This window comes from Novosphingobium mangrovi, assembly GCF_022818885.1.
GTDB lineage: Bacteria > Pseudomonadota > Alphaproteobacteria > Sphingomonadales > Sphingomonadaceae > Novosphingobium > Novosphingobium mangrovi.
On sequence record NZ_JALHAT010000018.1, the window covers coordinates 75,996 to 101,713 of the forward strand.

Consider the following 25,718-nt stretch of genomic DNA (forward strand, 5'->3'; position numbering starts at 1 on the left):
ATGGGCACAAGGCTGCTAGGTCCTTCCCCCATGCCTCGTTTCTTCATCTTCGGCCTCGGCTATACTGCCTCTGTCATCGCCCGCGTTCTGGAAACCAGGGGCTGGGAAGTTATTTCCACCGGCCGTTCGGGCACGCTCTCCTTCGACGATGAAGGCTCGGTGCGCACCGCGCTGGCCGATGCCGACCACGTGCTGTCCTCGGTCCCGCCGGGCAAGGAAGCGCGCGGGGAGCCGCTCGATCCGGTGCTGGAAACCTATGGCGATGCGCTGAAGAGCAAGGCGCTCTCCTACCTGTCCTCGACCGGGGTCTACGGCGATGCGGGCGGGGCCTGGGTGGACGAGGCCAGCCCGATCGGCACCGGACGGCGCACCGCACGCGCCGAAGCGGACCGCGAATGGCAGAAACGGGGCGCGCGGGTCTATCGCCTGCCCGGCATCTATGGTCCGGGCCGCTCGATCCTCGAACGCGTGCAGGAGGGCCGCGCGCACCGCATCGACCTGCCAGGCCAGGTGTTCAGCCGTGTTCACGTGGACGATATCGCGGCGGGCGTGATCGCGGGGATCGAAAAGCCCGCGGGCGCCTACAACCTTGCCGACGACCTGCCCTGCCCGCAGAACTGGCTGGTCGAGCACGCCTGCGCGCTCTTGAACCTCCCGCTACCCCCGCTCCAGACCCTGGACGAGGCCGGGCTCTCGCCCATGGCGCGCGGTTTCTATGCCGAGAACCGGCGCGTGGCGAACGGGAAGGCCAAGCGCGTGCTGGGCTGGCGCCCCCGCTACCCGACTTACGTGGCGGGCTTGCGCGCGCTCAGCGCGACGATGAGCCCCAGCGTCGCGAGCCCCGCGCCTGTCCCGGCCAGCAGCGACCAGCGGTAACCCTCGAACACGGTCGAGAGCAGCATCGCGATGACAACGACCGCGACCCCGTTGTAGGCCGCTCGTCCCGCGCCAAGCTTGCGGATCAGCGTGTAATAGAGCGGGAAGGTCACGACCGAGCCGAACACGGCCAGATAGGCCGTCCCCAGCCAGTAGCGCGGCGCGGTGGGGATCACAGGCGGCCCGTCGCGCAGCCAGGCGACCGCGATATCGGCCAGCGTGCCGTAGAGCATGGCCCAGGCGAGCAGGCTCACCATCGCGAGCTTGCGGCCGGTCTCGTTGGCCTGGATCACGTTCGACACCGAGGCGCAAAGCATGGCCGCCAGCGCAAGCACCACACCCAGCCAGACCGAGCCCGCCAGCGGCGCCTCGCGCGCTTCGTGGAGAAGCAGGAGACCGATCCCGGCAATCGCGATCCCGCTGCCGATCAGGAACCGCTGCGTGATCGGCTGCCCAAGCAGGACCCGCGCCAGCAGCGCGTTGGGCACCAGCATCAGCGCGATCATAACCGCGACGATCCCTGAGGTGAGATACATCTCGGCGCTGTAGACGAAGTTGTAGTTCCCGCAGAACTGCGTGATGCCGACCAGCATCGCCAGGACATGGCCTGCACGCCCGATCCGCAAGGGCCGCTTCATCGCGGCCGCCACCACGAACATCGCCGGCGTCGCCAGCAGGAAGCGCCAGGCCACCGACCAGCCCGCCGGGGCCGCGTCGATCTGCCCGGTGATGACCCACCAGGTCGATCCCCAGATCAGGCTGACCAGCAGGAAGGGCAGCGCCACGGCCGGGCGCAGCAGCGAATCCTCGTTCATGAAAGGTGCGTGTCCATCGCCGTCGCGCCTAAAGCGCGGCGATGGCCCGCGCAAGCGCGGCAACGTCCTCGGACCTCGCGTCCCAGGCGGTGACAAGGCGCGCGGCCTCGGTGCCCCAGTCGTAGAAGCCGAAGCCCTGCTCGCGAAGCGCGGCACGCTCGGCCGCAGTGCAGGTCAGGAACACCTCGTTCGCCTCGACCGGATGGAGCAGGCGCTGCCCCGCAGCCGCTGCCAACTCGGCCGCCGCCGCGTTGGCGCTGCGCGCGTTTGCGAGCCACAAGTCATTCTCCAGCATGGCGAGGATCTGGGCGGCCAGGAACCGCCCCTTGGACTGGAGCTGCCCGGCGCGCTTGCGGCGAAAGCGCAGGACCTCGGCCTCCTCGGGATCGAACAGTACCACGGCTTCCGCGCCCATGGCCCCATTCTTGATGAACCCGAAGCTCAAGGCATCGACGCCCGCGACGATATCACCGGGCGCGACATCGAGGAACGCCACCGCATTGGCAAAGCGCGCGCCATCCATATGCAGGCCAAGGCCCTTGCCCTGCGCAAAGGAGGCCAGCGCGGCGACCTCGTCCGGGCGGTAGACGCAGCCGTATTCGCTGGCCTGCGTGATCGAGACCGCGTGGGGGTGGACCTGGTGCACCCCGTCACGGATGCCCGAGACGGCGGCTTCCAGCACCTCGGGCGTAATCTTCGCGTGATCCCCCTCCACCGTCATCAGCTTGGCGCCGTGGAGGAAGAAGCCGGGCGCGCCGCCCTCGTCCATCTCGATGTGCGCCTCGCTATGGCACAGCACCGCGCCATGGGGCTGGACCATGCTGGACAGCGCGAGGCAATTGGCCGCCGTGCCCGTCGCCACCCAGAGCGCGGCACACTCACGCCCGAAAAGCTGGGAGAAGGCCGCGTCGAGCGCGCGGCTGAGGCCATCGTTGTCGTAGGGCGCATCGGCGGCGTCAGTGGCCTGCATCGCCTTCCAGACGGCGGGATGGACGGCGGCGGCATTGTCGGAGAGGAACTGCATGACCATATGCCTCACCAGCGCGCCTGCCCCGCGTCAAGTCCATCCGCACGCCACCTTGCCAGAAGGAGAGCCCATGGTCGGCCTCACCATCACCCGCCACGAAACCGCGACCGGGGGCGAATACCGCGCCCACCCCGCCGACAGCGAAGCTCTCGGCCAGCTGACCTGGACCACGCAGGCGGGCAATCCTGCGGTGCACCGCGCGGACCTCGTCCTGGTCCCCTCCGAAATCGGCGGGCGCGGGATTGCAGGACGGCTCGTCGAGGCGATGGTTGCCGACGCGCGCGAAAACCATTTCCGCATCCAGCCTTTGTGCAGCTACGTGGTGGCGGCCTTCGCGCGCCATCCCGAGTGGGCCGACGTGAAGGCCTGACACGCGCGACCAAGGCACGCATTTCATTACCGCGCAGCGAATATCTGCAAGGTTGCGCAAGGCAGGGACCGCCCGCCCCCGCATGGCGTCATCCTGTGAAACAAACGCCCGGCATACGCGCTTGTCCTTGGTGACACCCGCGCAAGGCCGGGACCGGCCGCAAGGCCCCGACACGACGAATACGATCAAGAGGACCCGCACGACATGGCTTATTCCGATTTCCTGAAACAGCAGTGCTATATCGATGGAAAGTGGTGCGATGCGGATTCGGGCGCGACGCTCGAGGTGACCAACCCGGGCACCGGCGAGGTCATGGGCACGGTCCCCAAGATGGGTTCGGACGAGACCCTGCGCGCCATCGACGCTGCCGAAGCCGCGCTTCCGGCCTGGCGCGCAAAGACTGCAGGCGAACGCTCGAAGATCCTGCGCAAGCTCTACGAACTGATGATGGACGCGCAGGATGACCTGGGCGAACTGCTCAGCCGCGAACAGGGCAAGCCGCTCGCCGAAGGCAAGGGCGAGATCGCCTATGGCGCCAGCTTCATCGAATGGTTCGGCGAAGAGGCCAAGCGCGCCTATGGCGACACCATCCCCGGCCACGCGACCGATCGCCGCATCGTCGTCATCAAGCAGCCGGTCGGCGTTGTCGGCGCGATCACGCCCTGGAACTTTCCCAATGCGATGATCACCCGCAAGCTGGGCCCCGCGCTCGCGGCGGGCTGCACCATGGTCATCAAGCCGGCCTCGGCGACCCCCTACTCCGCGCTCGCCATTGCCGCGCTGTGCGAGAAGGCGGGCATCCCCGCGGGCGTCGTCAACGTGGTGACGGGCAGCGCCGGGCAGATCGGCTCGACCCTGACCGGCAGCCCCAAGGTCGCCAAGATCACCTTCACCGGATCGACCGAGATCGGCCGCCAGCTCCTCAAGGAATCGGCCGACACCGTCAAGAAATGCTCGATGGAGCTGGGCGGCAACGCGCCGTTCCTCGTCTTCGACGATGCCGACGTGGACGCGGCCATTGAAGGCGCGATGATCTCCAAGTTCCGCAACGGCGGCCAGACCTGCGTGTGCACCAACCGCTTCTACGTGCAGGACGGCGTCTACGACGAATTCGTCGAGAAGCTGGCCGCGCGCGTGAAGGCGATGAAGGTGGGCTACGGTCTCGACGAAGGCACCGAAGTCGGCCCGCTGGTCGATGAAAAGGCCGTCGCCAAGGTCGAGGAGCACCTCAAGGACGCCGTCGATGGCGGCGCGACCGTTCTGGCAGGTGGCTCGCGCAACGAGCGTGGCGGCAGCTACTTCAACCCGACCGTGGTCGCCAACGTGAAGCCCGACATGCTGCTCGCGCGTGAGGAAACCTTCGGGCCGCTTGCCGGTGTCATCCGCTTCACCGAGGAAGCCGACGCCATCGCCATGGCCAACGACACCGAGTTCGGTCTTGCCAGCTACTTCTATGCCTCGGACATGAGCCGCGTGTGGCGCGTCGCCGAAGCGCTCGAAGCGGGCATGGTGGGCATCAACACCGGCCTCATCTCCACCGAAGTTGCCCCCTTCGGCGGCGTCAAGCAGTCGGGTCTGGGCCGCGAAGGCTCGCACTACGGGCTCGATGACTACATGGAGCTGAAATACCTGTGCATGGGCGTGAAGCCCGCCTGACGCTTTCGCCCCCCGGCGAAGGACGAACGGCCCCGGCAGGACCTATGCGGTTCTTCCGGGGCTTTTTCTATCGGACGCCCGCACTATCGAGGTCACGGGCAAGCCGGGCCATGGCGATGCGCGCGTTGGCGAGGTTCACCATCCCCCGGTCGAGCGCGACGAGCACCATGAGGCCGGGCACCTCGCCCAGAGGACGAGCGAACGCGACATGGCGGACGGTGGTCACCGCGACCTGCTCGACACGCTCGGCTCCCGGCCCTGCGGCCAGCGCCTGCGTTTCGGCCCGGGCCAGCCCGGCCATGAACTGTGCGGTGCGCGGCAGGTCGAAGCCGGGCCCACGGCGCAGCTGCGAGACCACCTCGCCCCCAGCCGTTGCAACCAGCGCCAAGCCGACCAGCCCCTCCAGACCGGCCGCCGCAACCAGCCGCTTGCCCAGTTCGACGACCAGTGCGCGCAAGGCCGGGTCATCCTGCATCGCAGCGAGCGCATCGCCCTCGAGGGCAACCTGCCCTTGCGCGAGGGCCGGTGGGATCGGCAAGGGCGCGACAGGCTCCACGCGCGCCTCGATGCTGCAGCTTGCCGCGCACCAGACCATGTCCACAGTCCCCCCGTCGCTCGACACCGGCAGCAGGATGCCGCGTGCCTTCACCGCTTCGCCGAGCTGGTTGTCGAACTCGGCCTCGAACCAGATCGGCGAGCGATTGGATACGCATTGCTCGCAGTTTTCGGTGAGATGGGCCAGCAGGGTTCCTGCCGGGACATCATCGCGGCGCCCCAGCCGGGCCCCTTCCCCGCAATCCCGGCGCAGGTTCGCGCCCACGAAGGTCAGGTGGGGGGCCTCGCCGTCTTCGTGAACCTGCACGATAGCGCTGTCCGCGCGGAACGGCTCGAGAGCGCCATCCTCCATGTCCTGAAAATCGGGATAGGGACGCGACCGGGCCAGCCGAGCCCATTCATGGTAGACCTGCATCTGGAGCCGGCGCTCCACAAGGTCCTGGTCTTCACTCGTCATTCGGACTTGCGCCCCATACCACCGCACAGCCCCGAAGGACCGCCACGTTCCCCACGATCACGTCGCAGCGTGCGCAGGCACTGCGACCGATTGCAGAGACGCTATCGCAGCAATGTCTAAATACAACTTAAAGCGCTGTAAAATGTAGCACTTTCTCATCATCCGGAGGTCAGGACGCAGATTTCCCAGGTCCCAGACGTGCAAAACCCCGGCCCACCTTTAAGTGGACCGGGGTTTGCAGAGCGGGGCTATGGGCCCCGCAACCGTATGCCTGGGCTCAGACCTTGAGGTCGGCCTCAATGCGCGAAACCTTGAAGCGGGCCATGCCCAGGTTCGCCTTGGCCTTGTCGAGCACGAGGTAGAGGAACAGGCCCTTGCCCGAATCGTCGGTGAGCGGGCGGATCATGTGGTACTGGCTCGAGAGCGAAATGAGCACGTCCTCGACTTCGTCGTTGAGACCCAGTTCCTGCATGGTGGCAAGCTTGGCCTTCATCACGTTGGTGTTGCCCGCCGCCGCGACGTTGAGGTCGAGACCATTGGAATCGCCCGCGGTCGCAACCGCCATACCGGTGGCGAGATCGACCAGCGCAACGGCCTTTGCGCCATCGATTTCAAGGCATTCGTTGAGCTTGGCTTCAAGTGACATAGGATATCCCTTTCTGGATTGAGATGTGGGCTGGGAAAGACGTGTGAAGGATGGCGGAACGCAGAGCCCCTGCTGGAGCCCGGCACCGCCAGGTACCCTTCGGAAAAATCAAAAAATGATGGACGTGCGCGCGAGCAGCAGGTCGGGCGGGGCCTGGGATCAGCCTGTCATGAGCGCCTGGCCCAGTTGCCGCCGCGCGTTGGCAAGGTTGCCGCGGCCCCTGTCGAGCGCGGCGAGCACCAGCAGGTCCTCCACCCCATCCAGGGGTTGCAGCAGCCAGAACTGGCGCCGGGTCGTGACGATCGCTTCCTCGAAGCGCTCGGCCAGGCCGCACTGGGCGATGACTTCGCGCTTGAGGCGGATGAGTTCGGCACCGCTGGCAGCAACGCCAGCCAGGTCGAAATCACCCGCGCAGGCCAACTGCGCGCCAACAGCGCCATCGGCGATATCGACCAGCGCGAGGCCGACCAGGCCGTCGATGTCGCGGCACGCGGCCAGCCCTTGCGCCAGACGCTGCGCCTCTTCGCTCTGCACCCGGGTTGCCGTGGCTTCCTCCCCGTGCGCGGCGACGTTGTCGTTGCAAGGCTTCGCGGCGGGCACCTCGTCAACGAGCTCGAGTTCCTCGGCCATGGCGGCGAAGTCCACTGCGGGCTCGCTCTTGCTACTGGTCACACCCCAGACGGTATCGACGTTCTGCCCATCACTCGAGATCGGCAGAAGGATACCCCGGTAGTGCACGTTTTCCTTCAGGCAATTGACGAAGGAGGCCTCGAAACCGACCGGGGCCCGGTTCGCGACGCACTGCAGGTAGGTGTCGGTAAAGCGCGAGAGCAGCGTCAGTCCAGGCACGTCGGGCAGGCGCTCGATACGCGTGCCCTGCCCGCAGTCACGGCGCAGGTTGCTCCCGACGAAGGCGATGATGGGGTCCATCGCGTCCTCGGTCATCTGCAGGACCACGCTGTCCTCGTGGAACCCCTCGAGCGCGACCTCCTCCATGTCCTCCATCGTGGGAAACGGCTTGGCGTTGGCCACGCGCGCCCACTCCTGGTAGACCTGAATCTGCAAGCGACGCTCGGTATGGTCTTGGATCTCGGTCATGACTGGCCGGCACTTCATCTCCCGCTTCCGGCACCGTCCAGCACGGGCAGGCGAGAGCCGGGGACGGCTCGCGATTTCCTGCCATGTGGTGTCCCGTCCAAAAGCGATATCGGGTTCAAACATGACGCGAAGAAGATCCGCGAGATCACCAGGCAGCTCACCGCAACGCGGCCCCGCCTGCCGGACCAGATCCGGCCACGCTCGGGGTGAAACACCCCCCGGGCATGTGCATCCCGCACCGATTCCTCGCTGCGTTGCCGCAGGGTATCGGGAATAATCTCTAAGGAGTCGTTAAGCAGATGCTTTAGAAGGCATTTACTTCCGTAATCGGAGTTATTTTTGCGGTAAATAAGTCACACAGACTGTATTCGTATACATTTACTGCGCGCCTGCACAAATCCCGGCGACCACGTGCATACCGCGCACGCCGGGTACCGCAAACGGCATCACGCTTGCAGCCTTCGCAGCACCTTTCCCGCTTGTATCACAGGCCATACCTGCCCATTATGGCGCCCCATGCCGACCGCACCCCAGACCGACGCCACGAACGAGCGCAAGCTGATCGAGGCCATTGCCCTCAAGCGCCACATCCGCGCCGAGTACAACGGCACCGAAATGCTGCTTGCCCCGCACCGCCTGTTCAGCCGCCACGACGAGCTGTTCCTCAGCGCGTTCAACCCGAACAAGAACTGGCGCAGCGAGGAAGAGCGGCGCCTCGGGCACTTCAAACTTGACGGGCTTTCCAACCTCCTGGTGACCGAAGAGGTGTTCGAGCCTCTGCCCGACTTCGACCCGGCCCCGCCGCGCGAAACCGACGAGGAAGTGTTCACCGTCACCGCCTGAGCGGTACGCAGCCGCCTCGCGCTTTCTTCCCCCGGTACGCGTCTCCTCCAAATGCAAAGGGTCGACGACTTGCGCCGCCGACCCTCGTTCCACATGGGGGAGTGGACCTCGTAAAAGAGCGAATCAGGCCTTGGCCTTCGTCTCTTCATAGCGTTCGATCGCTTCGAGCACGATCTGGCGCGCATCGGCTGCGCCGCCCCAGGTGCCCACGCGCACCCACTTTTCCTTTTCGAGGTCCTTGTAGTGCGTAAAGAAGTGCTCGATCTGGGCCAGCAGGATCTCGGGAAGATCTGCCTTTTCCTTTACGTCGATATAGTAAGGGAAAGTTGAATCGACCGGTACGCACAGCAGCTTTTCGTCACCGCCATGCTCGTCCTCGAGGTTGAGCACCGCGATCGGACGCGCGCGCACGACGCAGCCCGGGATGAAGGGCGAGCGCGCGACGACCAGCGCGTCGAGCGGATCGCCGTCGGGCGAAAGCGTGTGCGGCACGAAACCGTAGTTGGCCGGGTAGCGCATCGGCGTGTGCAGGATGCGGTCGACGTAAAGAGCACCCGACTCCTTGTCGAACTCGTACTTCACGGGTTCACCGCCGACGGGAACCTCAATGACGACGTTGAGACTTTCCGGCGGATTGTCCCCAACGGGAATCATGTCGATGCGCATGGTCGTCCTTCTTCTTAGACACTTAACAAAGTATCGATAGTAATCTCAGTGGAACGCGGCTTAGCGGGGCACCGGGTGGGCCGCAACAACCTTGTATCCACACGAATGGATAGAGCGGGAGCCTAGAAGGCCCCCGCTCTTAACAATTGGCTTATATCTCTTGGAACCCGACCTTGGTCTAGGCCCCGGCATCACGCTTCAGCGCGTGCGGGCGTCAAGCAGACGGTCAAAGCCGTTTTCCTTGCCCGGCGTGGTGCTTTCCAGCCAGGGGAAGCGCAGGCCCTGGTGGTAGTCGATCGCCACCGTCTCGTAGTGATCGCCGCGCTTGACCAGAAGTTCGATCGGCGTGTCGGCCGCCGCGTTGCCGGTCTTGGCCGCGGTGATCGCCTTCTTGATCGTGTCGGCGCTGTAGCTCTCGCCGTTGACGGCCACGATCTGGCTGCCGTTGACGAGGCCCGCATCGAAGGCGGGCGAATCCCACAAGGTCGCCCCCACCGTACCATCGGCGCTCAGCCCCACGCCGAGCGAGTAGGTGAGGTTGAGCGAGTTGGAATAGCCGGCGCGGCCCTTCTCGTAGGAGTTGGGCTCTTCCTTCCAGACCAGCTTGTAACCGGCCATCTCGATGCCGCGCATCGGGGCTGGCTGGTTGGTCTTGTAAAGGCGGGTCTTCAGGAAGTCGGCCCAGTCGTAGGCGTAGACCCCGTTCAGCGTCTCGACCACTTCGTCGAAATCGTAGGTCAGCTCGCCCCAGTCGCCATCGCGCATGCCGAAGAAGGCCTTGGCGAAGTCATCGAGGCCCTTCTTGCCCTTGGTGCCGCTGCGGATGATCTGGTCGGCTTCCAGCCAGGTCAGTGCACCTTCAACGTAGTAGTCCTCGCTGCGGGTGAGCGAGACGAACGGCAGGGGACGACGGCGCGCCAGCTGCGGCGCATGGGTGGTGTCCTCGACCGAGCGCCAGCTGCGCCCGGGCGTACCTTCGAGGTACTTGGCCGCAGCCACCGCGAACTGGTCGATCACGGTCTGCTTGGACTGCACGCCCGACCGGGCGGCGAGGATATAGCCCCAGAACTGGGTCTGACCTTCGTAGACCCACATCAGCGTGTTCTGCATGGGCTGCTGGTAGTCAGGCGTCCACAGGTCCGCCGGGCGACGGTACTTGCCGTTCCAGCTGTGCACGAACTCGTGCGCGATCACGTTGTGATCCCAGTCCATCGCGTCCCAGTCAATGAAGGCCTTGGGCTCGTACTGGTTCTCGCTCGAGCGGTGGTGCTCCAGCCCGATGCCGCCCATGCGGTCGGTCAGCGCGAGGAGGAAATCGTATGTGTCGAAGTGGCGCGCGCCGAAGGTCGCCAGCGATTCGTCGACGAGGTTGCGGTAGTATTCCATGTGCTCGGGCGCGATGCCCAAGAGCTCGGGCTTGTCGGCCACCGCGTTCATGGTGACCTCGTGGCCCAGGTCCCAGCTCTGCGCGTACTTGCCCGCAAAGATCGGCGAATCGACGAGGCGCTGGTAGTCGGTCACGTCCCAGGTCAGCGTGTCGCCGCTACGCACCTTGCCGTCGAGCGCGGTGAAGACGTCCCAGCCTGCGGGCACCTTGACAGATGCCTTGTAGGGAATGCGGCGGGTGTAATAGCCTGCCGGGTAGAGGCTCATCTTCTCCCACTGCAGGTTCAGCATCTCGCGCGTCATGGTGATGCGCCCCTCGTTCCCACGCACGGGCGAGGTGTGGACGAAGCTGGCGGTCACCGCCTTGGTGCCTTCAGGCAGCGCGAGGTGGAAGGCGTTCACCGCCACCGTGTCGCGCACCCAGGAAATTTCCTTGCCATCGGCGTAGAAGTGGAAGTTCGCCAGCAGCGAGTAGGGACCGGTCTCGGAGTGGTTGCCCGGCAGCCAGCCCGGCTGCATCAGGATCAGGTCCTTCGTTCCGGCGGCAACCGGGAAGACCTGCGTGACCGAATAGACGCCGCGCGTTACGTCGGTCGCATCGATGTCGAGCGAGACGGTGCCGGCATAGTCGACATCCTGCGCCGCGGGCATCGCGGGCGGAAGGTCCGGTGCCATCGGCGTGGAGCGGGCCGCGTCCTGGGCGTTGAGGGCCGAAGAGGCGAAAAGGAGAGCGGAGAGCGAGACGAGCGCGGTATGATACTTCATTACGCACACACCTACCCGCGCCGCGCGCCGATTGGCAACCTTGGATTGGCGCATTTCAATCGCGCACTTTATCCTTTTTCGCATTCGGGCTAAGCGCGCGCGATGAGCAAGACACCACAGGCCATTCGCGGAACCCAGGACATCTTCGGCGCCGACGCCGAAGCGTTCGCCCACGTCGTTGCAACCTTCGAGCGCATGCGCCGCCTGTACCGCTTCCACCGCGTGGAAATGCCGGTCTTCGAGAAGACCCCGGTGTTCGCCCGCTCGCTGGGCGAGACGACCGACGTCGTCTCCAAGGAAATGTACTCGTTCGACGACCGTGGCGGCGAATCGCTGACCCTGCGCCCCGAGTTCACCGCAGGCCTCGCCCGCGCCTACCTCACCAACGGGTGGAAGCAATTTGCCCCGCTCAAGATCGCGACGCACGGCCCCCTCTTCCGCTACGAGCGCCCGCAGAAGGGCCGCTACCGCCAGTTCCACCAGATTGACGCCGAAGTGATCGGCGCGGCCGAACCCACGGTCGATGTCGAACTCCTCGTCATGGCGGACCAGCTCCTCAAGGAACTGGGCATCGCCGAGGGCGTCACGCTCCAGCTCAACACGCTGGGCGATGGCGAAAGCCGCGAGGCCTGGCGCACGGCTCTCATCGAATACTTCCGCGACCACCGCGCCGAGTTGTCCGAGGATTCGCAGGAGCGTCTGGAGCGTAACCCCTTGCGCATCCTTGATTCCAAGGACCCGCGTGACAAGCCCTTCACCGCCGATGCGCCCCGAATCGACGAGTTCCTCTCCAGCTCGGCCCAGGATTTCTTCGGCGCGGTCACGCAGGGGCTTGAGGCCGCCTCGGTCCGCTTCGTGCGCACGCCCTCGCTCGTGCGCGGGCTCGACTACTACCGCCACACCGCCTTCGAGTTCGTGACCGACCGCCTCGGCGCGCAGGGGACCGTGCTGGGCGGCGGACGTTATGACGGCCTGCTCGAAGCGCTGGGCGGCCCCGCCACCCCTGCGGTGGGCTGGGCCGCGGGCATCGAGCGCCTCGCCATGCTCGTCGCGGACACCGGACTTGTCCCCGAGAGCCAGCTCACCTGCGTGCTCGCGGTCGAGGACGATGCCGCCCTGCCCTTCGCGCAGAAGGCCATCACCGCGCTGCGCTTCCAGGGTATCGACTGCGAGATGATCGCCAGCGGCTCGCCCCGCAAGCGCTACGACAAGGCCGTGAAGGCAGGCGCGCGAGTGATTGTCTCCTTCACCAACCGCGACGGCGTGCCCACGGCGAACGTGAAGACCTCCGAGCCGAGCGCGGAATCGCTCGCGGTCGAGCAGGTTCTCCAGCAGATCCACCCGTGAGCCCCCGGCCACTCTTGAGCGAACGCGCATGAGCCTGTCCGACGACCGCCTGCGCCAGATCGCGCACCGCTTCGGCGAGCTTGAGGCGCGCCTGGCCTCGGGCACGCTGGAAGGGGACGCCTTTGTCGCCGCCAGCCGCGACTACGCGGAACTGGAACCTGTTGCGCGCGTCGCGGCCGAAGTCGCGGCCATGCGCGGCGAGCTCGCCGATCTCCAATCCATGGAGGACAGCGACCCCGAGATGCGCGCGCTGGCCGCCGAGGAAGTCGCGCGTCTCAAGGAAGAATTGCCCGAGCGCGAGCGCCAGCTCGCCATTGCCATGCTGCCGCGCGATTCCGCCGACCAGCGCCCCGCCATGCTGGAAATCCGCGCGGGCACGGGCGGCGACGAGGCGGCGCTGTTCGCCGCCGACCTTTACCGCATGTACGAGAAATACGCCGCCGAGCAGGGCTGGCGGGTCGAGATGGTGAGCGCGAACGCCAGCGATGTTGGCGGCTTCAAGGAAGTCGTCGCCAATGTCACGGGCACGGGCGTCTTTGCCAAGCTCAAGTTCGAGAGTGGGGTGCACCGCGTGCAGCGCGTACCCGTCACCGAATCGGGCGGGCGCATCCACACTTCGGCGGCCACCGTCGCGGTGCTTCCCGAACCCACCGAGGTCGATGTCCAGATCGAGGACAAGGACCTCAAGATCGACATCTACCGGGCAAGCGGGGCGGGCGGCCAGCACGTCAACACCACCGATTCGGCCGTGCGTATCACCCACCTTCCGACCGACATCGTGGTCACCTGCCAGGACGAGCGCTCGCAGCACAAGAACAAGGCCAAGGCCATGCAGGTCCTGCGCGCACGTCTCTACGAGAAGATGCGCGATGAAGCGCAAGGCGCCGAGGCCGAGGCGCGCAAGGCCATGGTCGGCTCGGGCGACCGTTCGGAGCGCATCCGCACCTACAACTTCCCGCAGGGGCGCGTGACCGATCACCGCATCAACCTGACGCTCCACCGCCTGCCCGAAGTGCTGGAAGGCACAGGGCTTGGTGAGCTGATCGACGCTCTCATCGCTGAGGACGAAGCCAAGCGCCTCGCCGCAATGGATGGCTGATGTCGCGGCCGCGCTGCGCGCGGCAACCGAGCGCTTGGCCGCCACCAGCGACACCGCCCGGCTCGACGCCGAAGTGCTCATGGCCCACGCCTTGAACGCCACGCGCTCGCAGCTGCTCCTGCACCACATGCGCGATCCCGAGCCTGAGAGCTTTGCCCAGCTCATCGCGCGCCGGGAGGCCCATGAGCCGGTCGCCTACATCGTGGGATCGACCGATTTCTATGGGTTGGAGCTCGCCGTCTCCCCCGCCGTCCTGATCCCGCGCGGCGACAGCGAGACGGTGATCGAGGCCGCGCGCACGGCGCTTGAAGGTCGTCCCCCACAGCGCATTCTCGACCTTGGCACCGGATCGGGCGCGCTGCTCATCGCGGCGCTTTCGCTCTTTCCCGAAGCCGAGGGCCTTGGCATCGATCGCTCCGGCGATGCGCTGGCCGTGGCGGCGGCCAACGCCGCGCGCCACCCGCAAGCCGCCGGGACACGCGCAGCATTTCGCCCGGTCGACTGGACGCGCGACGATTGGCGCACGGACCTGGGGCGTTTCGACCTTATCCTTGCCAACCCACCCTATGTCGAGGACGACGCCGAGCTCGACACCTCGGTCCATGCGTTCGAACCTGCAGGCGCGCTTTTCTCGGGTCCTGACGGACTCGATGATTACCGTATACTCGTGCCCCAGTTGCCCGAGCTGCTCACCCCGGGCGGCCTTGCGCTCGTCGAGATCGGCTACACCCAGTCCGAGGCCGTAATGGCCCTTGGGGAAGCGGTAAATCTTTCGACACGACTCTATCGAGATCTGGCAAATCGGCCGCGCGTCGTCGCATTTTCGCACGTTGTCCACTGATGCGGGCAAGATTTAACTTGGAATCGCTCTTCGGAGTGCCTATGGATTGCTGCGAACCGGTTGATGGATGATTTTTCCCCATAACCCGGTTCACTCCCAGCATTTGCGGGTAGTGTCCCTCTCATCGGACAGCATTGAAGCAAATGTATAAGTCTCGGCAGCCGGGGGGCCCGCCGTGTCATGCGACATTCGGCAATCCAGCTCGTGATTGAGTGGATGCCAGGGGTTTTGAGGAAAGTTATCCTTGAATAACAATCGTGGTAACAACCGCAGGCGTGGCCGCGGTAACAATCGCCAACAGAACGGCCAGCAGATGAACCGCATCGACAGCCGGGCGCGCGGCAACGCGCCCCAGCTGCTCGAGAAGTACAAGAAGCTGGCCCACGACGCGATGCTCAACGGAGATCGCGTCCAGGAAGAGTACTACCATCAGTTCGCGGACCACTACTTCCGGGTGATCGCGGACCAGAAGCAGCGCCAGGAAGAGGCCCGCCAGCCGCGTCGCGACGATCGTGGCCAGGACGACGGCGATTCCTCGGACAGCTACGGCGACAATGGTCGTGACAGCGGCCGTGACAGTGGCCGTGAGCGCTCGCGCGACAACCCGCGCCGTAGCGACGCCTCCGCGAACGACACCCGCACCAGCTCGGACGGATCGGACACGTCGGACGACGGCGAGGAGCGGGGCCGCTCGGTCTACGAACCGGCCGACAACCCCTTCGTGCGCGACAACCGCTCGGGCACCAAGACCCGCAAGCCGCGCCGCGGCAAGGACGATGCCCGCGACGACAGCGACGAAACGAGTGCGGACACCGGCTTCGATTCCAGCGTCCTTCCGCCCTCCATCGCCGTAAGTGGCGAAGAGAACGACGCGGAAGACCAGGCCCCTGCCGAGGACAAGCCCGCCAAGCGCACCCGCGCCAAGAAGGCCGCTCCGGCCGGCGACAAGCCCAAGACCACCCGCACCCGCAAGACGGCCGCCAAGAGCGCGCCCGACGCGGAAGGCGCTGGCGAAGCGGCCGGTGACGACGCAGGCGAGGCCAAGCCCCGCCCCCGCCGCCGCACCACCCGCAAGACCGCCTCGAACGACGACACGGCCTCCAGCGCCGCCGAAGCCGAGGCCTGATCCTTTCCCGGCCGGGCCTCGTGCCCGGCCGAACCCCTTTTCGGCAAAAGCCCTGCTTAGACGAACGCCTTGCGGCCTGATCCCGCGCGAGTTTGCTTGCGTCCCGGGCGTGCCCCACTAAAACCCCTCGCCGATGGCTTCCCCTCGGCACGACGCGTCCTCTCCACGACGCCTTCATGCGCTCTGGCGCTCCCCCCGCATTCCGGCCCTTGCCGCGGGCGCCGCGGCCGCCTGCGGCTTCCAGCCGCTTGCGCTCTGGCCCCTGACGCTCTTGGGCATCGCGGTTCTCCTGGAGCTGCTTGCCCGTAGCCGAAGGCCCCGCGAAGCCTTTGCGCTGGGCTGGTTCTTCGGCCTCGGGCACTTCGCCCTTGGTAACAACTGGATCGCCACGGCCTTCACCTACCAGGCCAACATGCCCGCCTGGCTCGGCGGCATCGCGGTGGTCCTGCTCGCGACCTACCTGGCCCTCTTCCCGGCTCTCGCCTGCCTGACCGCGCGCCTGCTCGTCCAGCGCCGCATCCCCGCGCCGCCACCCGAAACGGACACGCGGCCCTCGCTGCCCTTCCTCCCACTGGCGCTCGCCCTCGCCGCGACCTGGATCATGACCGAATGGCTGCGCGGCTGGCTCTTCACCGGCTTTGCCTGGAACCCGCTCGGCATTGCCCTCCTGGGATCGTTCGAGAGCCGCGGGCTGGCGCTGCTCTCGCCGTGGATCGGCAGCTACGGCCTCTCCGGCCTGCTGTGTCTCCTGGCCGCCCTGCCCGGCATCTTTGTGCGGCTCGCTGCGCCGCGCGGAACAGCGGGACGCATGGCCTGCGCCCTTCTTCCCCTCGCGAGCCTGGGCGCGCTCGCCACGCTGCTCAGTCTCGCCGATCCCTGGGCGCGCCAGGCGGAGGGCACGGTGCGCTACACCCTCGTCCAGCCCGATATCCGGCAGGAGTTCATCGACGATCCCCGCCAGTTCGAGGCCAGCTTCATCAAGCTTGCCCGGCTCTCGCTGCCGCAGGTCCCCGGCCGCCGCCGCATGGTCTTCTGGCCCGAGTCGGGCCTGGGCGATTACATCCGCGACGGCTATCCCCCCTACGTCTACCGCATGTTCACCTATGCCGGAGACCCAAAGCTCTCGCGCGAGCGTATCGGGCGCGTCATCGGCCCTTACAGCCGCCTGATGACCGGCGCGGTCGACCTGGTGATGAAGGGCGAGGACAACCTCGCTGCGCGCAATTCGGTCACCGTGCTCGACGGGGGCGGCGATATCCTCGCCAGCTACTCCAAGGCGCACCTGGTGCCCTTTGGCGAATACCTCCCCTTGCGCGGCCTGCTCGAGCCGATCGGTCTCTCCCGCCTCGTCCCCGGCACGCTCGATTTCTGGCCCGGTCCCGGCGCCCGCACGCTGGACCTTGGCCGGTACGGACGGGCGGGCGTGCAGATCTGCTACGAGATCGTCTTCTCGGGCGCCGTGGTGGATCCTGCACACCGGCCCGACTACATCTTCAACCCGTCCAACGATGGCTGGTTCGGCGCCTGGGGCCCGCCCCAGCATCTGGCGCAGGCACGCTTGCGCGCGCTCGAGGAAGGTCTCCCCGTCCTGCGTGCGACCACCACCGGCATCAGCGCGGTGATCGACGCGGACGGCATCGTGCGCAAATTCGTGCCGCGCCACACCGCCGGACGGCTCGACGGCTTCATCCCGCCCGCCCACGAACCCACGCTTTTTGCACGCCTGGGCAACGCCATCCCACTCGCGCTGGCAGGCATTCTTTCGCTTCTTTCCCTTTCCATGGTTGCACTTCGCAGCCGTCGCAGGTAGAGCAGGAACCGCACTTAAAGATTTCTTTATATCCCAGGTGACTCTATGCGTAGCGACTATGTCTTCACATCCGAGAGCGTCTCGGAAGGCCATCCCGACAAGGTTTCGGACCAGATTTCGGACGCAATCGTCGACCTTTTCCTGTCGAAGGATCCCGAGGCGCGCGTCGCCTGCGAGACCATGACCACGACCCAGAAGGTCGTCCTCGCCGGCGAGATCCGCTGCAAGGGCGTCTATGAGAACGGCGCCTGGGCTGACGGCGCTCTCGAGGAAATCGAGAAGGTCGTGCGCGAGACCGTCAAGAAGATCGGGTACGAGCAGGACGGTTTCCACTGGGAGACCTTCGACTTCGAGAACTACCTCCACGCTCAGTCCGCGCACATTGCGCAGGGTGTCGATTCGAGCGGCAACAAGGACGAAGGTGCTGGCGACCAGGGCATCATGTTCGGCTTCGCCTGCGACGAGACCGACGATCTCATGCCCGCCACGCTCGACTACAGCCACAAGATCCTGCAGCAGCTTTCGGCCGACCGCCACTCGGGCGCCGCGCCCTTCCTGGAACCGGACGCCAAGAGCCAGGTCACGCTGCGCTACAAGGACGGCAAGCCCGTCGCCGCGACCGCAGTTGTCCTCTCGACCCAGCACAAGCCGGGTTATGACCAGGGCGACAAGGAAGCCGAGCTCAAGGCCTACGTGAAGAAGGTCATCTCCGACATCCTGCCCGACGGCCTGATCTCGGACGAGACCGTCTACCACATCAACCCGACCGGCACCTTCGAGATCGGCGGCCCGGACGGCGACGCTGGCCTCACCGGCCGCAAGATCATCGTCGACACGTACGGCGGTGCGGCCCCGCACGGCGGCGGCGCCTTCTCGGGCAAGGACCCGACGAAGGTCGACCGTTCGGCCGCCTACGTGACGCGCTATCTCGCCAAGAACGTCGTGGCCGCGGGCCTTGCCAAGCGCTGCACGATCCAGGTTTCCTATGCGATCGGCGTCTCCAAGCCGCTCTCGCTCTATGTCGACCTGCACGGGACCGGCACCGTCTCCGAAGAGGCGCTGGAAGCCGCGCTCACCAAGGTATCGGCCGACAAGCTGGGCGGCCTTACCCCGCGTGGCATCCGCGTGGGCCTGGGCCTCAACAAGCCGATCTACGCGACTTCGGCGGCCTATGGCCACTTCGGCCGCAAGCCCGAGGGCGAGCTGTTCCCCTGGGAGCGCACCGACCTCATCGACGATCTGAAGGCCGCGCTCGCATAACGCCAGCCGCCTTCACGCGACACACTACAGGGCCCGGCGACCGCGTGCGGTTTGCCGGGCCTCGTGCATCTGGCGTCCGCGACAGGGCGCCCTCTTCGCGCAGGGCCCGCTTTGCGCTATGGAGCCGCGCATGACGAGCACTTCCGATCTTTCCCAGCGCGAGCTACCCGCCGCCGCGCACAACGCGCCGGTCTGCGTCGCCGCGCTCTACCGGTTCGCGCCCTTTGCCGATTATGCCGCCCTGCGCGCACCGCTTGCCGCGCTGTGTGAGGAGGAGGGCATTCGCGGCACGTTGCTGCTCGCGCACGAAGGCATCAACGGCACCATTGCGGGTACGCGTTCCGGCATCGAGCGGGTCATTGCCCATATCCGCGCGCTGCCGGGCTGCGCGGATCTCGACGTCAAGTTCTCGGGCGCGCGCGAGATGCCGTTCCTGCGCATGAAGGTGCGCCTCAAGAACGAGATCGTGACCATGGGCGAGCCGGGCACCGATCCCCTCGCCTCCGTCGGCACCTACGTGGCGCCCGAGGACTGGAACGATCTCATTTCCGATCCGGACACGATCCTGATCGACACGCGCAACGATTACGAAGTGGCGATCGGCACCTTCAAGGGCGCGATCGATCCCGAGACCGCTTCCTTCCGCGAATTTCCGGGCTGGTTTCGCGAACAGCGCGCCAAGCTCCTGGGCGAAGGCAAGGACGCACCGAAGGTGGCCATGTTCTGCACAGGCGGCATCCGCTGCGAAAAGTCGACCGCGTTCCTCAAGCAGGAGGGCGTGGACGAGGTCTACCACCTCAAGGGCGGCATCCTGAAATACCTGGAGACCGTCGCACCCGAAAACAGCCTGTGGGAAGGCGAATGCTTCGTCTTCGACAACCGCGTCTCGGTCGGCCACGGGCTGCTGCAGGGCGACTACACGCTGTGCCACGCCTGCCGCCTGCCGCTGAGCGCCGAGGACCGCGCCTCCCCGCTGTTCGAGGAAGGCGTCGCCTGCCCGCACTGCCACGACGAGCGCACCGACGAGCAGCGCGAACGCTACCGCGAACGCCAGCGCCAGCAGATCCTCGCCCGGGCGCGCGGGGAGGAACATGTCGGCGCCGCGCCGCCGTCCCGGAGCGAGGACACCGATACGCCGGACGCGGCGTGACCAGTCCCGTCCCGCCTGTCCTCTACAGCTTCCGCCGCTGTCCCTATGCCATGCGCGCAAGACTGGCGCTGCGCGTCGCCGGCATCGCCTGCGAACTGCGCGAGGTGAAGCTGGCGAACAAGCCGGACGCCATGCTGGAGGCCTCGCCCAAGGGCACCGTGCCCGTGCTGGTCCTGCCCGATGGCAAGGTCGTTGAGGAAAGCCTCGAGGTGATGCACTGGGCGCTCGAACGCAGCGATCCCGAAGGCTGGCTGGAACGCGGCGATGCCCAGCTCATCGCGCGCAACGACGGCCCCTTCAAGCACGACCTCGACCGCTACAAGTACCCCGAGCGCCACGGCAGCGATCCGGAGGTCCACCGCCAAGGCGCGCTGGAAACCCTGCGCGATCTTGACGCGCGCATTGCGCTGAGCGGCCAGCTGTGCGGAGATCGCCGTGGCCTGGCCGACATGGCGATCATGCCCTTCATCCGCCAGTTCGCCGCGACCGACCGCGCCTGGTTCGATGCCCAGGACCTTCCCGCCCTGCGCGCCTGGCTCGACGGACATCTGGCATCCGAGCTCTTCACCTCGGTGATGCCCAAGTACACGCCCTGGCAGCCGGGCGATGCGCCGGTGTGGTTCGGAAAATAGGTACGAAGGATTGATCCGAGGGCCATTGCCCTCGGGCTCCCCGAACTGTCTGCCTTACCTTGCCACGCCACGTTGGCTGTGGAAGGTGAGGCCGCCCATTCTGGGGGCAAGGGGCGATGGCCCCTTGAAAAAGTCTTCTTCTCTTACGCGCCTGTCGCGATGGGACGCGCCGGATCGCTGGTCCACTCACTCCACGATCCGATGAAGACGAAAGCGCCCGGAATTCCGGCGATCTCCATGGCCAGCGCATTCTGGCAGGCAGTCACGCCCGAGCCGCACTGGAGGATCGCCGGGGCATCGCCCAGCAGCGCCTCGAAATCGGCCTTGAGTTCGGACGCCGGGCGGAAGGTCCCGTCGTCATTGAGGTTGTTCTGAAAGAAGCGGTTCTTCGCGCCCGGAATATGGCCCGAGACTACATCGTTGGGGCTAGGCTCGCCGCGAAAGCGCGCCGGGTCGCGGGCGTCGAGGATCTGGGCATCGTGCGTGTCGATGTTGGCAAGGACATCGTCCGCATCGACGGTGCCAGCCACCAGCGGCACGCCCGCCGTGAAATCGCCCTCGGCCCGTACATCGGCGGCCTTGCCCGTTTCCAGCTCGTGGCCCGCCGCGATCCAGGCATCGCGCCCGCCGTCGAGAACCGCGACTTCGGCGTGGCCCATCCAGCGCAGCATCCACCAGGCCCGCGCTGCACCCGCGTTACCCATGCCGCCGTAGGTCACGACCTGCTGGCCGTTGGAGAGACCCTGCCCGCGCAGCCACGCGGCGAAGGCCTCGCGCGTGGGCAAGGGATGCCGTCCGTTGGTGCCAGACGGCGTTCCCGACAGGTCATGCTCCAGATGTGCGTGACGCGCGCCGGGCACATGGCCGGTCTCGAACACCGCCGGACCGTTCTGTGGATGGGCGAGATCGAACGCGCAGTCGAGGATGAGGATATCGGCCTCGGCATCGAGCAAGGCCTTGAGTTCATCGGCGGAAATAAGTGTGCGGTGGGTCATTCCCGCAGGCTACCCGAGCCGGGAGCCTGCGGCCAGCGCGATTGCACGCGCCCGCCACCAGCCGCCCGGCCCATACGCTCAGGCGTCCAGAAGCGCCTCGATTTCGTCCAGGGTCTGCCCGAACCCGGCCACCAGGTCGCGATAGGGCTGGGGCGAAGCCATATCGAGCCCGGCGCGCTTCAGGATATCGGTCGGGTAGTCCGAGCCCCCGGCGCGCAGAACGCCGAGGAAATTTTCCCGCTCAGCCGTGCCGCCATCGAGCACCGAGCGCGCGAACCAGGTCCCCGCCGTGATCGAGGTCGCGTACTGGTAGACATAGAAGAAGCGGTAGAAGTGGCCGATCATCGCCCATTCCATCTCGTAGGGCGCATCGATGATGAAATCGGCGCCGTGGTAGCGCCTCAGGATCTCGCCATAGACGCGGCTGATGCTGGCGCCCGAAAGCCCTTCGCCCGCCTCGGCCATCTCGTGGATCTTCAGTTCGAACTCGGCGAACATGGTCTGGCGGTAGAAGGTACCGCGCAGGCCTTCCAGGCGCATGCCAAGGTAATAGAGCTTCTCCTCCTTCGTCTTCGCGCGTTCGAGCATGTACTCGGTCAGGAACACCTCGTTCGCGGTCGAGGCGATCTCGGCGAGGAAGGTGGGGTAGCGGGCGGTCTCATAGGGCTGGGCCTTGGCCGCGATCAGCGTGTGCATCGCGTGGCCCCACTCGTGCACGAACGTCGAGACGCCGTCGAAGCTCTCCGAGAGGTTGAGGAGGAGATAGGGGTGCACGTCGTAGACCGCCCCGTTCATGTAGGCGCCCGCGCGCTTGCCCGGCCGGGGGAAGGGATCCATCCACTTCTTCGCCGTCGCCTCACCCATCAGCCGCACGTAGTCGCGGCCCAGCGGCTTGAGCGCGTCCAAAGCAACATTGCGCATGTCGCCCAGCGTGAAGGTCCGGTCCATCTGCACCAGCGGGGGATAGATGTCGTAGTAGTGGATGTCGGGCAGCTTGAGCATCCGGCGGCGCAGCTGGAAATAGCGGTGGAGCTGCGGCAGGCCTGCGTTCACTTCGGCCACGAGGCTGCGGTAGACCCCTTCGGGAATACGGTTGGCGGCAAGCGCCATGGCAAGGCAGCTCTCGTAGCCCCGGTTCTCGGCCTCGAACACATCGCCCTTGAGCTTGGCGGCAAGCGCCGCGCCAAGCGAGCCTTCATAGCCCTTGAACGCGCTCCAGTAGCTGTCGAAGACGCGCTTGCGGTCGGCCCGGTTATCGGCGTCGCGGCTATGCGAATAGCCTTGCGCGTCCAGGCGCACCTCGCGCCCATCCGAAAGCGTGATCGTGGGCCAGGGAATGTCCGAGGCGACAAGCTGGTCGCGCACACTGCCCGGCCCTGCCAATGCTGCCGAAGCCGAGGCCAGGATCGCCTCGCCCTGATCGTCGAGAATATGCTCGGCGCGGCGCAGGGTATCGCGCAAGGGGAAGGCAAAGCGGCGCGTGAGCGTTTCGTTTTCGGCAATGAAGCGCTCGATGGTCTCCTCGCCCAGGTCCAGGACCTCCGGGTCCACCCAGGCCGTTGCCTGCCCCATCTGGCTGAACATGTCGCGCGCCTGCGCCTCGCGTTCCTGCGGGGCGGGCGCGCGCACGTCCTCGTCGGCCTGGAGCGAGGAATAGACGTAGACGCGCATCGCCTTGAGCTTGATCATCGAGATATCGTCCAGCGCACGCGCCAGCGCCTGCGCGCTCGTCCCCAGCGTCCCCTTGTAGGCAGAGAGGCGCGGCAGGGCAGCCAGCACGGCCTTGCGCGCGGCATCCCAGGCCTGGGTATCCGGGAAGAGGTCGGTCAGGTCCCAACTTGCGCCAGAACCGGCGCCCGATCCTGAGGGGACCTCCGCCCCATGCGCACCGGACGCGCCAAGGCCGGTCAGCGAGGCGGCAACGGGAAGGCTGGCGGCAAGCCCCAGGGCCTTGCGGCGGTCGAGTGCGATCATCGCGGAGAATCCTTTTCCTGCCGCGACTTGAGAATGGGGGAAGCACGGCCTGGCGCGGGAGGCTACCGCCTCGCGACGCGGATACAAGCCATGGTGTGTCGTTGGTCGATCCGGGTGGGCATTTCGTCGAAGGGCAGGTGATACTGTATCCTTATCCCCGCCCCTCGTGCGCTTTGCGCTGGACTTGGCGTCGTTCCTTGGGGAAATCCGGGACATTCCCAGGAGGAGGACCCCTGTCATGATCGCTCGCACTCCATCGCTACACGCCGTTGGCGCCGCCACGCTGGCGCTGCTTTTCGCCACCACGTCGACCATCGCCCACGCCGACGAGGGCATGTGGACTTTCGATGGATTCCCCGCCGAAAAGATGCAGGCCGACTATGGCTGGGCCCCCGACCAGGCCTGGCTGGACACCGTGCGCGCCTCGGCCGTGCGCCTTACCGGTGGCTGCTCGGCAAGCTTTGTCTCGGATGCCGCACTCATCCTCACCAACCACCACTGCGTCGCCTCGTGCCTCTACGACAACTCGACGGGCGACAACGACCTGCTTGAACACGGCTTCATCGCCGCGTCGCTGCGCGATGAAAAGAAGTGCCCGGGCCAGCAGGCCGAAGTCGTGACCAAGATCGAGGATGTGACGGGCGATGTGAAGGCGGCCATCGGCGCCCTTACCGGCGAGGCGCTGACCAAGGCGCGCGATGCGAAGATCGCCGAGATCGAGGCGGCCAACTGCACCGACACGGCGAAATTCCGCTGCCAGGTCGTCACCCTGTTCGGCGGCGGGCAGTACAAGCTCTATACCTACCGCAAGTATTCCGACGTACGCCTCGTCTGGTCGCCGGAGGACCGTGCGGCCACCTTCGGCGGCGATCCCGACAACTTCAATTTCCCGCGCTATTCGCTCGATGGCTCGTTCCTGCGCGCCTACGAGGACGGCAAGCCGGTGAAGACGCGCGCCCACCTCACCTGGAACCCGCGCACGCCCCAGGCGGACGAAGCCACCTTCGTGGTCGGCAACCCGGGTTCGACCTCGCGCCTCTATACGCTGAGCCAGCTCGCCTTCGAGCGCGAGGTGCGCCTACCGATCACCGTCGCCACGCTTTCGGAGCTGCGCGGCCGCCTGATCCGCGCGATGGAGGAAAGCCCCGAGCACGCGCGCGAGGGCCTCGACCTCCTGAGCGGCGTCGAAAACAGCCTCAAGGTCTACATCGGCCGCACCAAGGCCCTGAACGACCCCGCCTTCACCGCCAAGCTGGCCGCGGCCGAAGCGGACCTGAAGGCCAAGAGCGCCAGCAACGCCGAGATCGGCGATCCCTGGGCGCAGGTGGACGCCGCGGTCGAGGCCTACCGCACGCTCTACATCCCCTACCGCTACGATGCGCCCTCGGGCACGCTCTACAGCTACGCGCAGGCCCTCGTCATGGGGGCGACCGAACGCGCCAAGCCCAATGCCGAGCGCCTCCCCGGCTACACCGACAGCGCCCTGCCGCTGACCGAGAAGCGCCTGCTCGACGAAGCGCCGGTCTACCCCTGGCTCGACGAGTTGCAGATGGCCTGGAGCCTCTCCAAGGCGCGCGAATACCTGGGGGTCGATGATCCGCAGACCCGTTTGCTCCTTGGCAAGGAAAGCCCCGAGGGCCTGTCGGAGCGTCTCGTCACAGGCACGAAGCTCGCCGATCCGACGTACCGCAAGCAGCTGTGGGACGGGGGCCTCGCCGCGATCGAGGCCTCGGACGATCCGATGATCCAGTACGCCCTGAAACTGGACGCCAACCAGCGCGCGCTCAAGCAGAAGGTCGACGAGGCCTATGCCGGGCCGGTCACGCAGGCCGGGGCCAAGCTCGCCGACGCGCGCTTTGACGCCTATGGCGACAGCCTCTACCCCGACGCCACCTTCACCCTGCGCATCAGCTATGGCCGCGTGAAGGGCTGGACCGAGCGTGGCAACGAAGTGCCCTTCCAAACCACCATGGGCGGCACCTTCGAACGTGCGACGGGCGCCGAACCTTTCGACCTTCCAAGCCAGTTCGCGGCGAAGGAAAGCGCCATCGACAAGGCTGTGACCTATGATTTCGTGACCACCAACGACATCATCGGCGGCAATTCGGGTTCCCCGGTGATCGACAAGGCAGGCACCGTGATCGGTGCGGCCTTTGACGGCAACATCCACTCGCTGGGCGGCAACTACGGCTATGATCCGGTGCTCAACCGCACCGTCGTCGTCTCCACCGCCGCGCTCCAGGAGGCGCTGGAGACCATCTACCCGGCCCCCCGCATCGTGAAGGAACTGGCCGCAAAGTAGGACGATAATGCAGGCGCGCAGG

22 protein-coding genes are annotated in these 25,718 nt (G+C 66.4%); 13 read left to right on the forward strand and 9 right to left on the reverse strand.

Annotated features, from left to right (window positions below; translation table 11 throughout):
• Window positions 1-30 precede the first annotated feature (30 nt).
• A complete protein-coding gene (locus MTR65_RS11580; RefSeq protein ID WP_243800291.1) occupies window positions 31-876 on the forward strand; it encodes a Rossmann-fold NAD(P)-binding domain-containing protein in 846 nt (281 codons plus the stop codon).
• On the opposite strand, the gene MTR65_RS11585 is transcribed toward MTR65_RS11580, so the two are convergent.
• Together MTR65_RS11585 and MTR65_RS11590 are read right to left on the reverse strand one after the other, a co-directional pair.
• The gene (locus MTR65_RS11585) at window positions 786-1,691 is read right to left on the reverse strand and encodes a DMT family transporter (protein ID WP_243800293.1); all 906 of its coding nucleotides are present in this window, start codon (window positions 1,689-1,691) and stop codon (window positions 786-788) included. The genes MTR65_RS11580 and MTR65_RS11585 overlap by 91 nt on opposite strands.
• A gap of 28 nt (window positions 1,692-1,719) precedes the next feature.
• Window positions 1,720-2,715 carry a threonine aldolase family protein gene (locus MTR65_RS11590; protein WP_243800394.1) on the reverse strand — a complete coding sequence of 332 codons (996 nt, stop codon included), beginning with the start codon at window positions 2,713-2,715 and terminating at the stop codon, window positions 1,720-1,722.
• 73 nt (window positions 2,716-2,788) lie between these two features.
• On the opposite strand from MTR65_RS11590, the gene MTR65_RS11595 reads away from it, so the two are divergent.
• Together MTR65_RS11595 and MTR65_RS11600 are read left to right on the forward strand one after the other, a co-directional pair.
• On the forward strand, window positions 2,789-3,088 hold the full coding sequence (locus MTR65_RS11595; RefSeq protein ID WP_039389208.1) for a GNAT family N-acetyltransferase: 300 nt from the start codon (window positions 2,789-2,791) through the stop codon (window positions 3,086-3,088).
• 204 nt (window positions 3,089-3,292) lie between these two features.
• Entirely contained in the window at window positions 3,293-4,744 is a 1,452-nt protein-coding gene (locus MTR65_RS11600) for an NAD-dependent succinate-semialdehyde dehydrogenase (RefSeq protein WP_243800295.1), read from the forward strand.
• Window positions 4,745-4,811: 67 nt separating this feature from the next.
• Here the strand turns inward: MTR65_RS11600 and MTR65_RS11605 are convergent, their stop codons facing one another.
• The 3 genes from MTR65_RS11605 to MTR65_RS11615 all read right to left on the reverse strand — a co-directional run bounded on the left by MTR65_RS11605 (window position 4,812) and on the right by MTR65_RS11615 (window position 7,500).
• A complete protein-coding gene (locus MTR65_RS11605) occupies window positions 4,812-5,756 on the reverse strand; it encodes a PAS domain-containing protein (protein WP_243800297.1) in 945 nt (314 codons plus the stop codon).
• Between the two features lie 277 nt (window positions 5,757-6,033).
• Complete coding sequence (locus MTR65_RS11610; RefSeq protein ID WP_243800299.1) at window positions 6,034-6,402, reverse strand: roadblock/LC7 domain-containing protein; 369 nt, start codon at window positions 6,400-6,402, stop codon at window positions 6,034-6,036.
• Between the two features lie 159 nt (window positions 6,403-6,561).
• The gene (locus MTR65_RS11615) at window positions 6,562-7,500 is read right to left on the reverse strand and encodes a PAS domain-containing protein (RefSeq protein ID WP_243800301.1); all 939 of its coding nucleotides are present in this window, start codon (window positions 7,498-7,500) and stop codon (window positions 6,562-6,564) included.
• Between the two features lie 516 nt (window positions 7,501-8,016).
• Here MTR65_RS11615 and MTR65_RS11620 point away from each other — a divergent pair.
• Window positions 8,017-8,343: a WYL domain-containing protein gene (locus MTR65_RS11620; protein ID WP_039389215.1), complete on the forward strand. Its 327-nt coding sequence runs from the start codon at window positions 8,017-8,019 to the stop codon at window positions 8,341-8,343.
• A gap of 123 nt (window positions 8,344-8,466) precedes the next feature.
• On the opposite strand, the gene ppa is transcribed toward MTR65_RS11620, so the two are convergent.
• The gene (gene ppa / locus MTR65_RS11625; RefSeq protein WP_243800303.1) at window positions 8,467-9,009 is read right to left on the reverse strand and encodes an inorganic diphosphatase; all 543 of its coding nucleotides are present in this window, start codon (window positions 9,007-9,009) and stop codon (window positions 8,467-8,469) included.
• A gap of 198 nt (window positions 9,010-9,207) precedes the next feature.
• On the reverse strand, window positions 9,208-11,160 hold the full coding sequence (locus MTR65_RS11630) for a M61 family metallopeptidase (protein WP_243800305.1): 1,953 nt from the start codon (window positions 11,158-11,160) through the stop codon (window positions 9,208-9,210).
• A gap of 102 nt (window positions 11,161-11,262) precedes the next feature.
• Here MTR65_RS11630 and hisS point away from each other — a divergent pair, with 102 nt between their 5' ends.
• The 8 genes from hisS to MTR65_RS11670 all read left to right on the forward strand — a co-directional run bounded on the left by hisS (window position 11,263) and on the right by MTR65_RS11670 (window position 20,425).
• A complete protein-coding gene (gene hisS / locus MTR65_RS11635; protein WP_243800307.1) occupies window positions 11,263-12,507 on the forward strand; it encodes a histidine--tRNA ligase in 1,245 nt (414 codons plus the stop codon).
• A 28-nt stretch (window positions 12,508-12,535) separates the two neighbouring features.
• Complete coding sequence (gene prfA / locus MTR65_RS11640; protein ID WP_243800310.1) at window positions 12,536-13,606, forward strand: peptide chain release factor 1; 1,071 nt, start codon at window positions 12,536-12,538, stop codon at window positions 13,604-13,606.
• The gene (gene prmC / locus MTR65_RS11645; RefSeq protein WP_243800312.1) at window positions 13,599-14,447 is read left to right on the forward strand and encodes a peptide chain release factor N(5)-glutamine methyltransferase; all 849 of its coding nucleotides are present in this window, start codon (window positions 13,599-13,601) and stop codon (window positions 14,445-14,447) included. The genes prfA and prmC overlap by 8 nt, the downstream gene beginning before the upstream one ends.
• 244 nt (window positions 14,448-14,691) lie before the next feature.
• Window positions 14,692-15,573, forward strand: coding sequence for a DUF4167 domain-containing protein (locus tag MTR65_RS11650; protein ID WP_268739390.1), 882 nt, complete (start codon window positions 14,692-14,694; stop codon window positions 15,571-15,573).
• 133 nt (window positions 15,574-15,706) lie between these two features.
• Window positions 15,707-17,383, forward strand: coding sequence for an apolipoprotein N-acyltransferase (gene lnt / locus MTR65_RS11655; protein ID WP_243800317.1), 1,677 nt, complete (start codon window positions 15,707-15,709; stop codon window positions 17,381-17,383).
• 45 nt (window positions 17,384-17,428) lie between these two features.
• Window positions 17,429-18,643 carry a methionine adenosyltransferase gene (metK, locus tag MTR65_RS11660; RefSeq protein ID WP_243800319.1) on the forward strand — a complete coding sequence of 405 codons (1,215 nt, stop codon included), beginning with the start codon at window positions 17,429-17,431 and terminating at the stop codon, window positions 18,641-18,643.
• 130 nt (window positions 18,644-18,773) lie between these two features.
• Window positions 18,774-19,793, forward strand: coding sequence for an oxygen-dependent tRNA uridine(34) hydroxylase TrhO (trhO, locus tag MTR65_RS11665; RefSeq protein ID WP_243800321.1), 1,020 nt, complete (start codon window positions 18,774-18,776; stop codon window positions 19,791-19,793).
• On the forward strand, window positions 19,790-20,425 hold the full coding sequence (locus MTR65_RS11670; protein WP_327194330.1) for a glutathione S-transferase: 636 nt from the start codon (window positions 19,790-19,792) through the stop codon (window positions 20,423-20,425). Before trhO ends, MTR65_RS11670 begins: the two co-directional genes overlap by 4 nt.
• A gap of 143 nt (window positions 20,426-20,568) precedes the next feature.
• Here the strand turns inward: MTR65_RS11670 and MTR65_RS11675 are convergent, their stop codons facing one another.
• Together MTR65_RS11675 and MTR65_RS11680 are read right to left on the reverse strand one after the other, a co-directional pair.
• A complete protein-coding gene (locus MTR65_RS11675; protein ID WP_243800323.1) occupies window positions 20,569-21,420 on the reverse strand; it encodes a sulfurtransferase in 852 nt (283 codons plus the stop codon).
• Window positions 21,421-21,498: 78 nt separating this feature from the next.
• Complete coding sequence (locus MTR65_RS11680) at window positions 21,499-23,394, reverse strand: M3 family oligoendopeptidase (protein WP_243800325.1); 1,896 nt, start codon at window positions 23,392-23,394, stop codon at window positions 21,499-21,501.
• Window positions 23,395-23,632: 238 nt separating this feature from the next.
• Here MTR65_RS11680 and MTR65_RS11685 point away from each other — a divergent pair, with 238 nt between their 5' ends.
• The gene (locus MTR65_RS11685; RefSeq protein WP_243800327.1) at window positions 23,633-25,696 is read left to right on the forward strand and encodes a S46 family peptidase; all 2,064 of its coding nucleotides are present in this window, start codon (window positions 23,633-23,635) and stop codon (window positions 25,694-25,696) included.
• The last annotated feature ends 22 nt before the right edge of the window (window positions 25,697-25,718 follow it).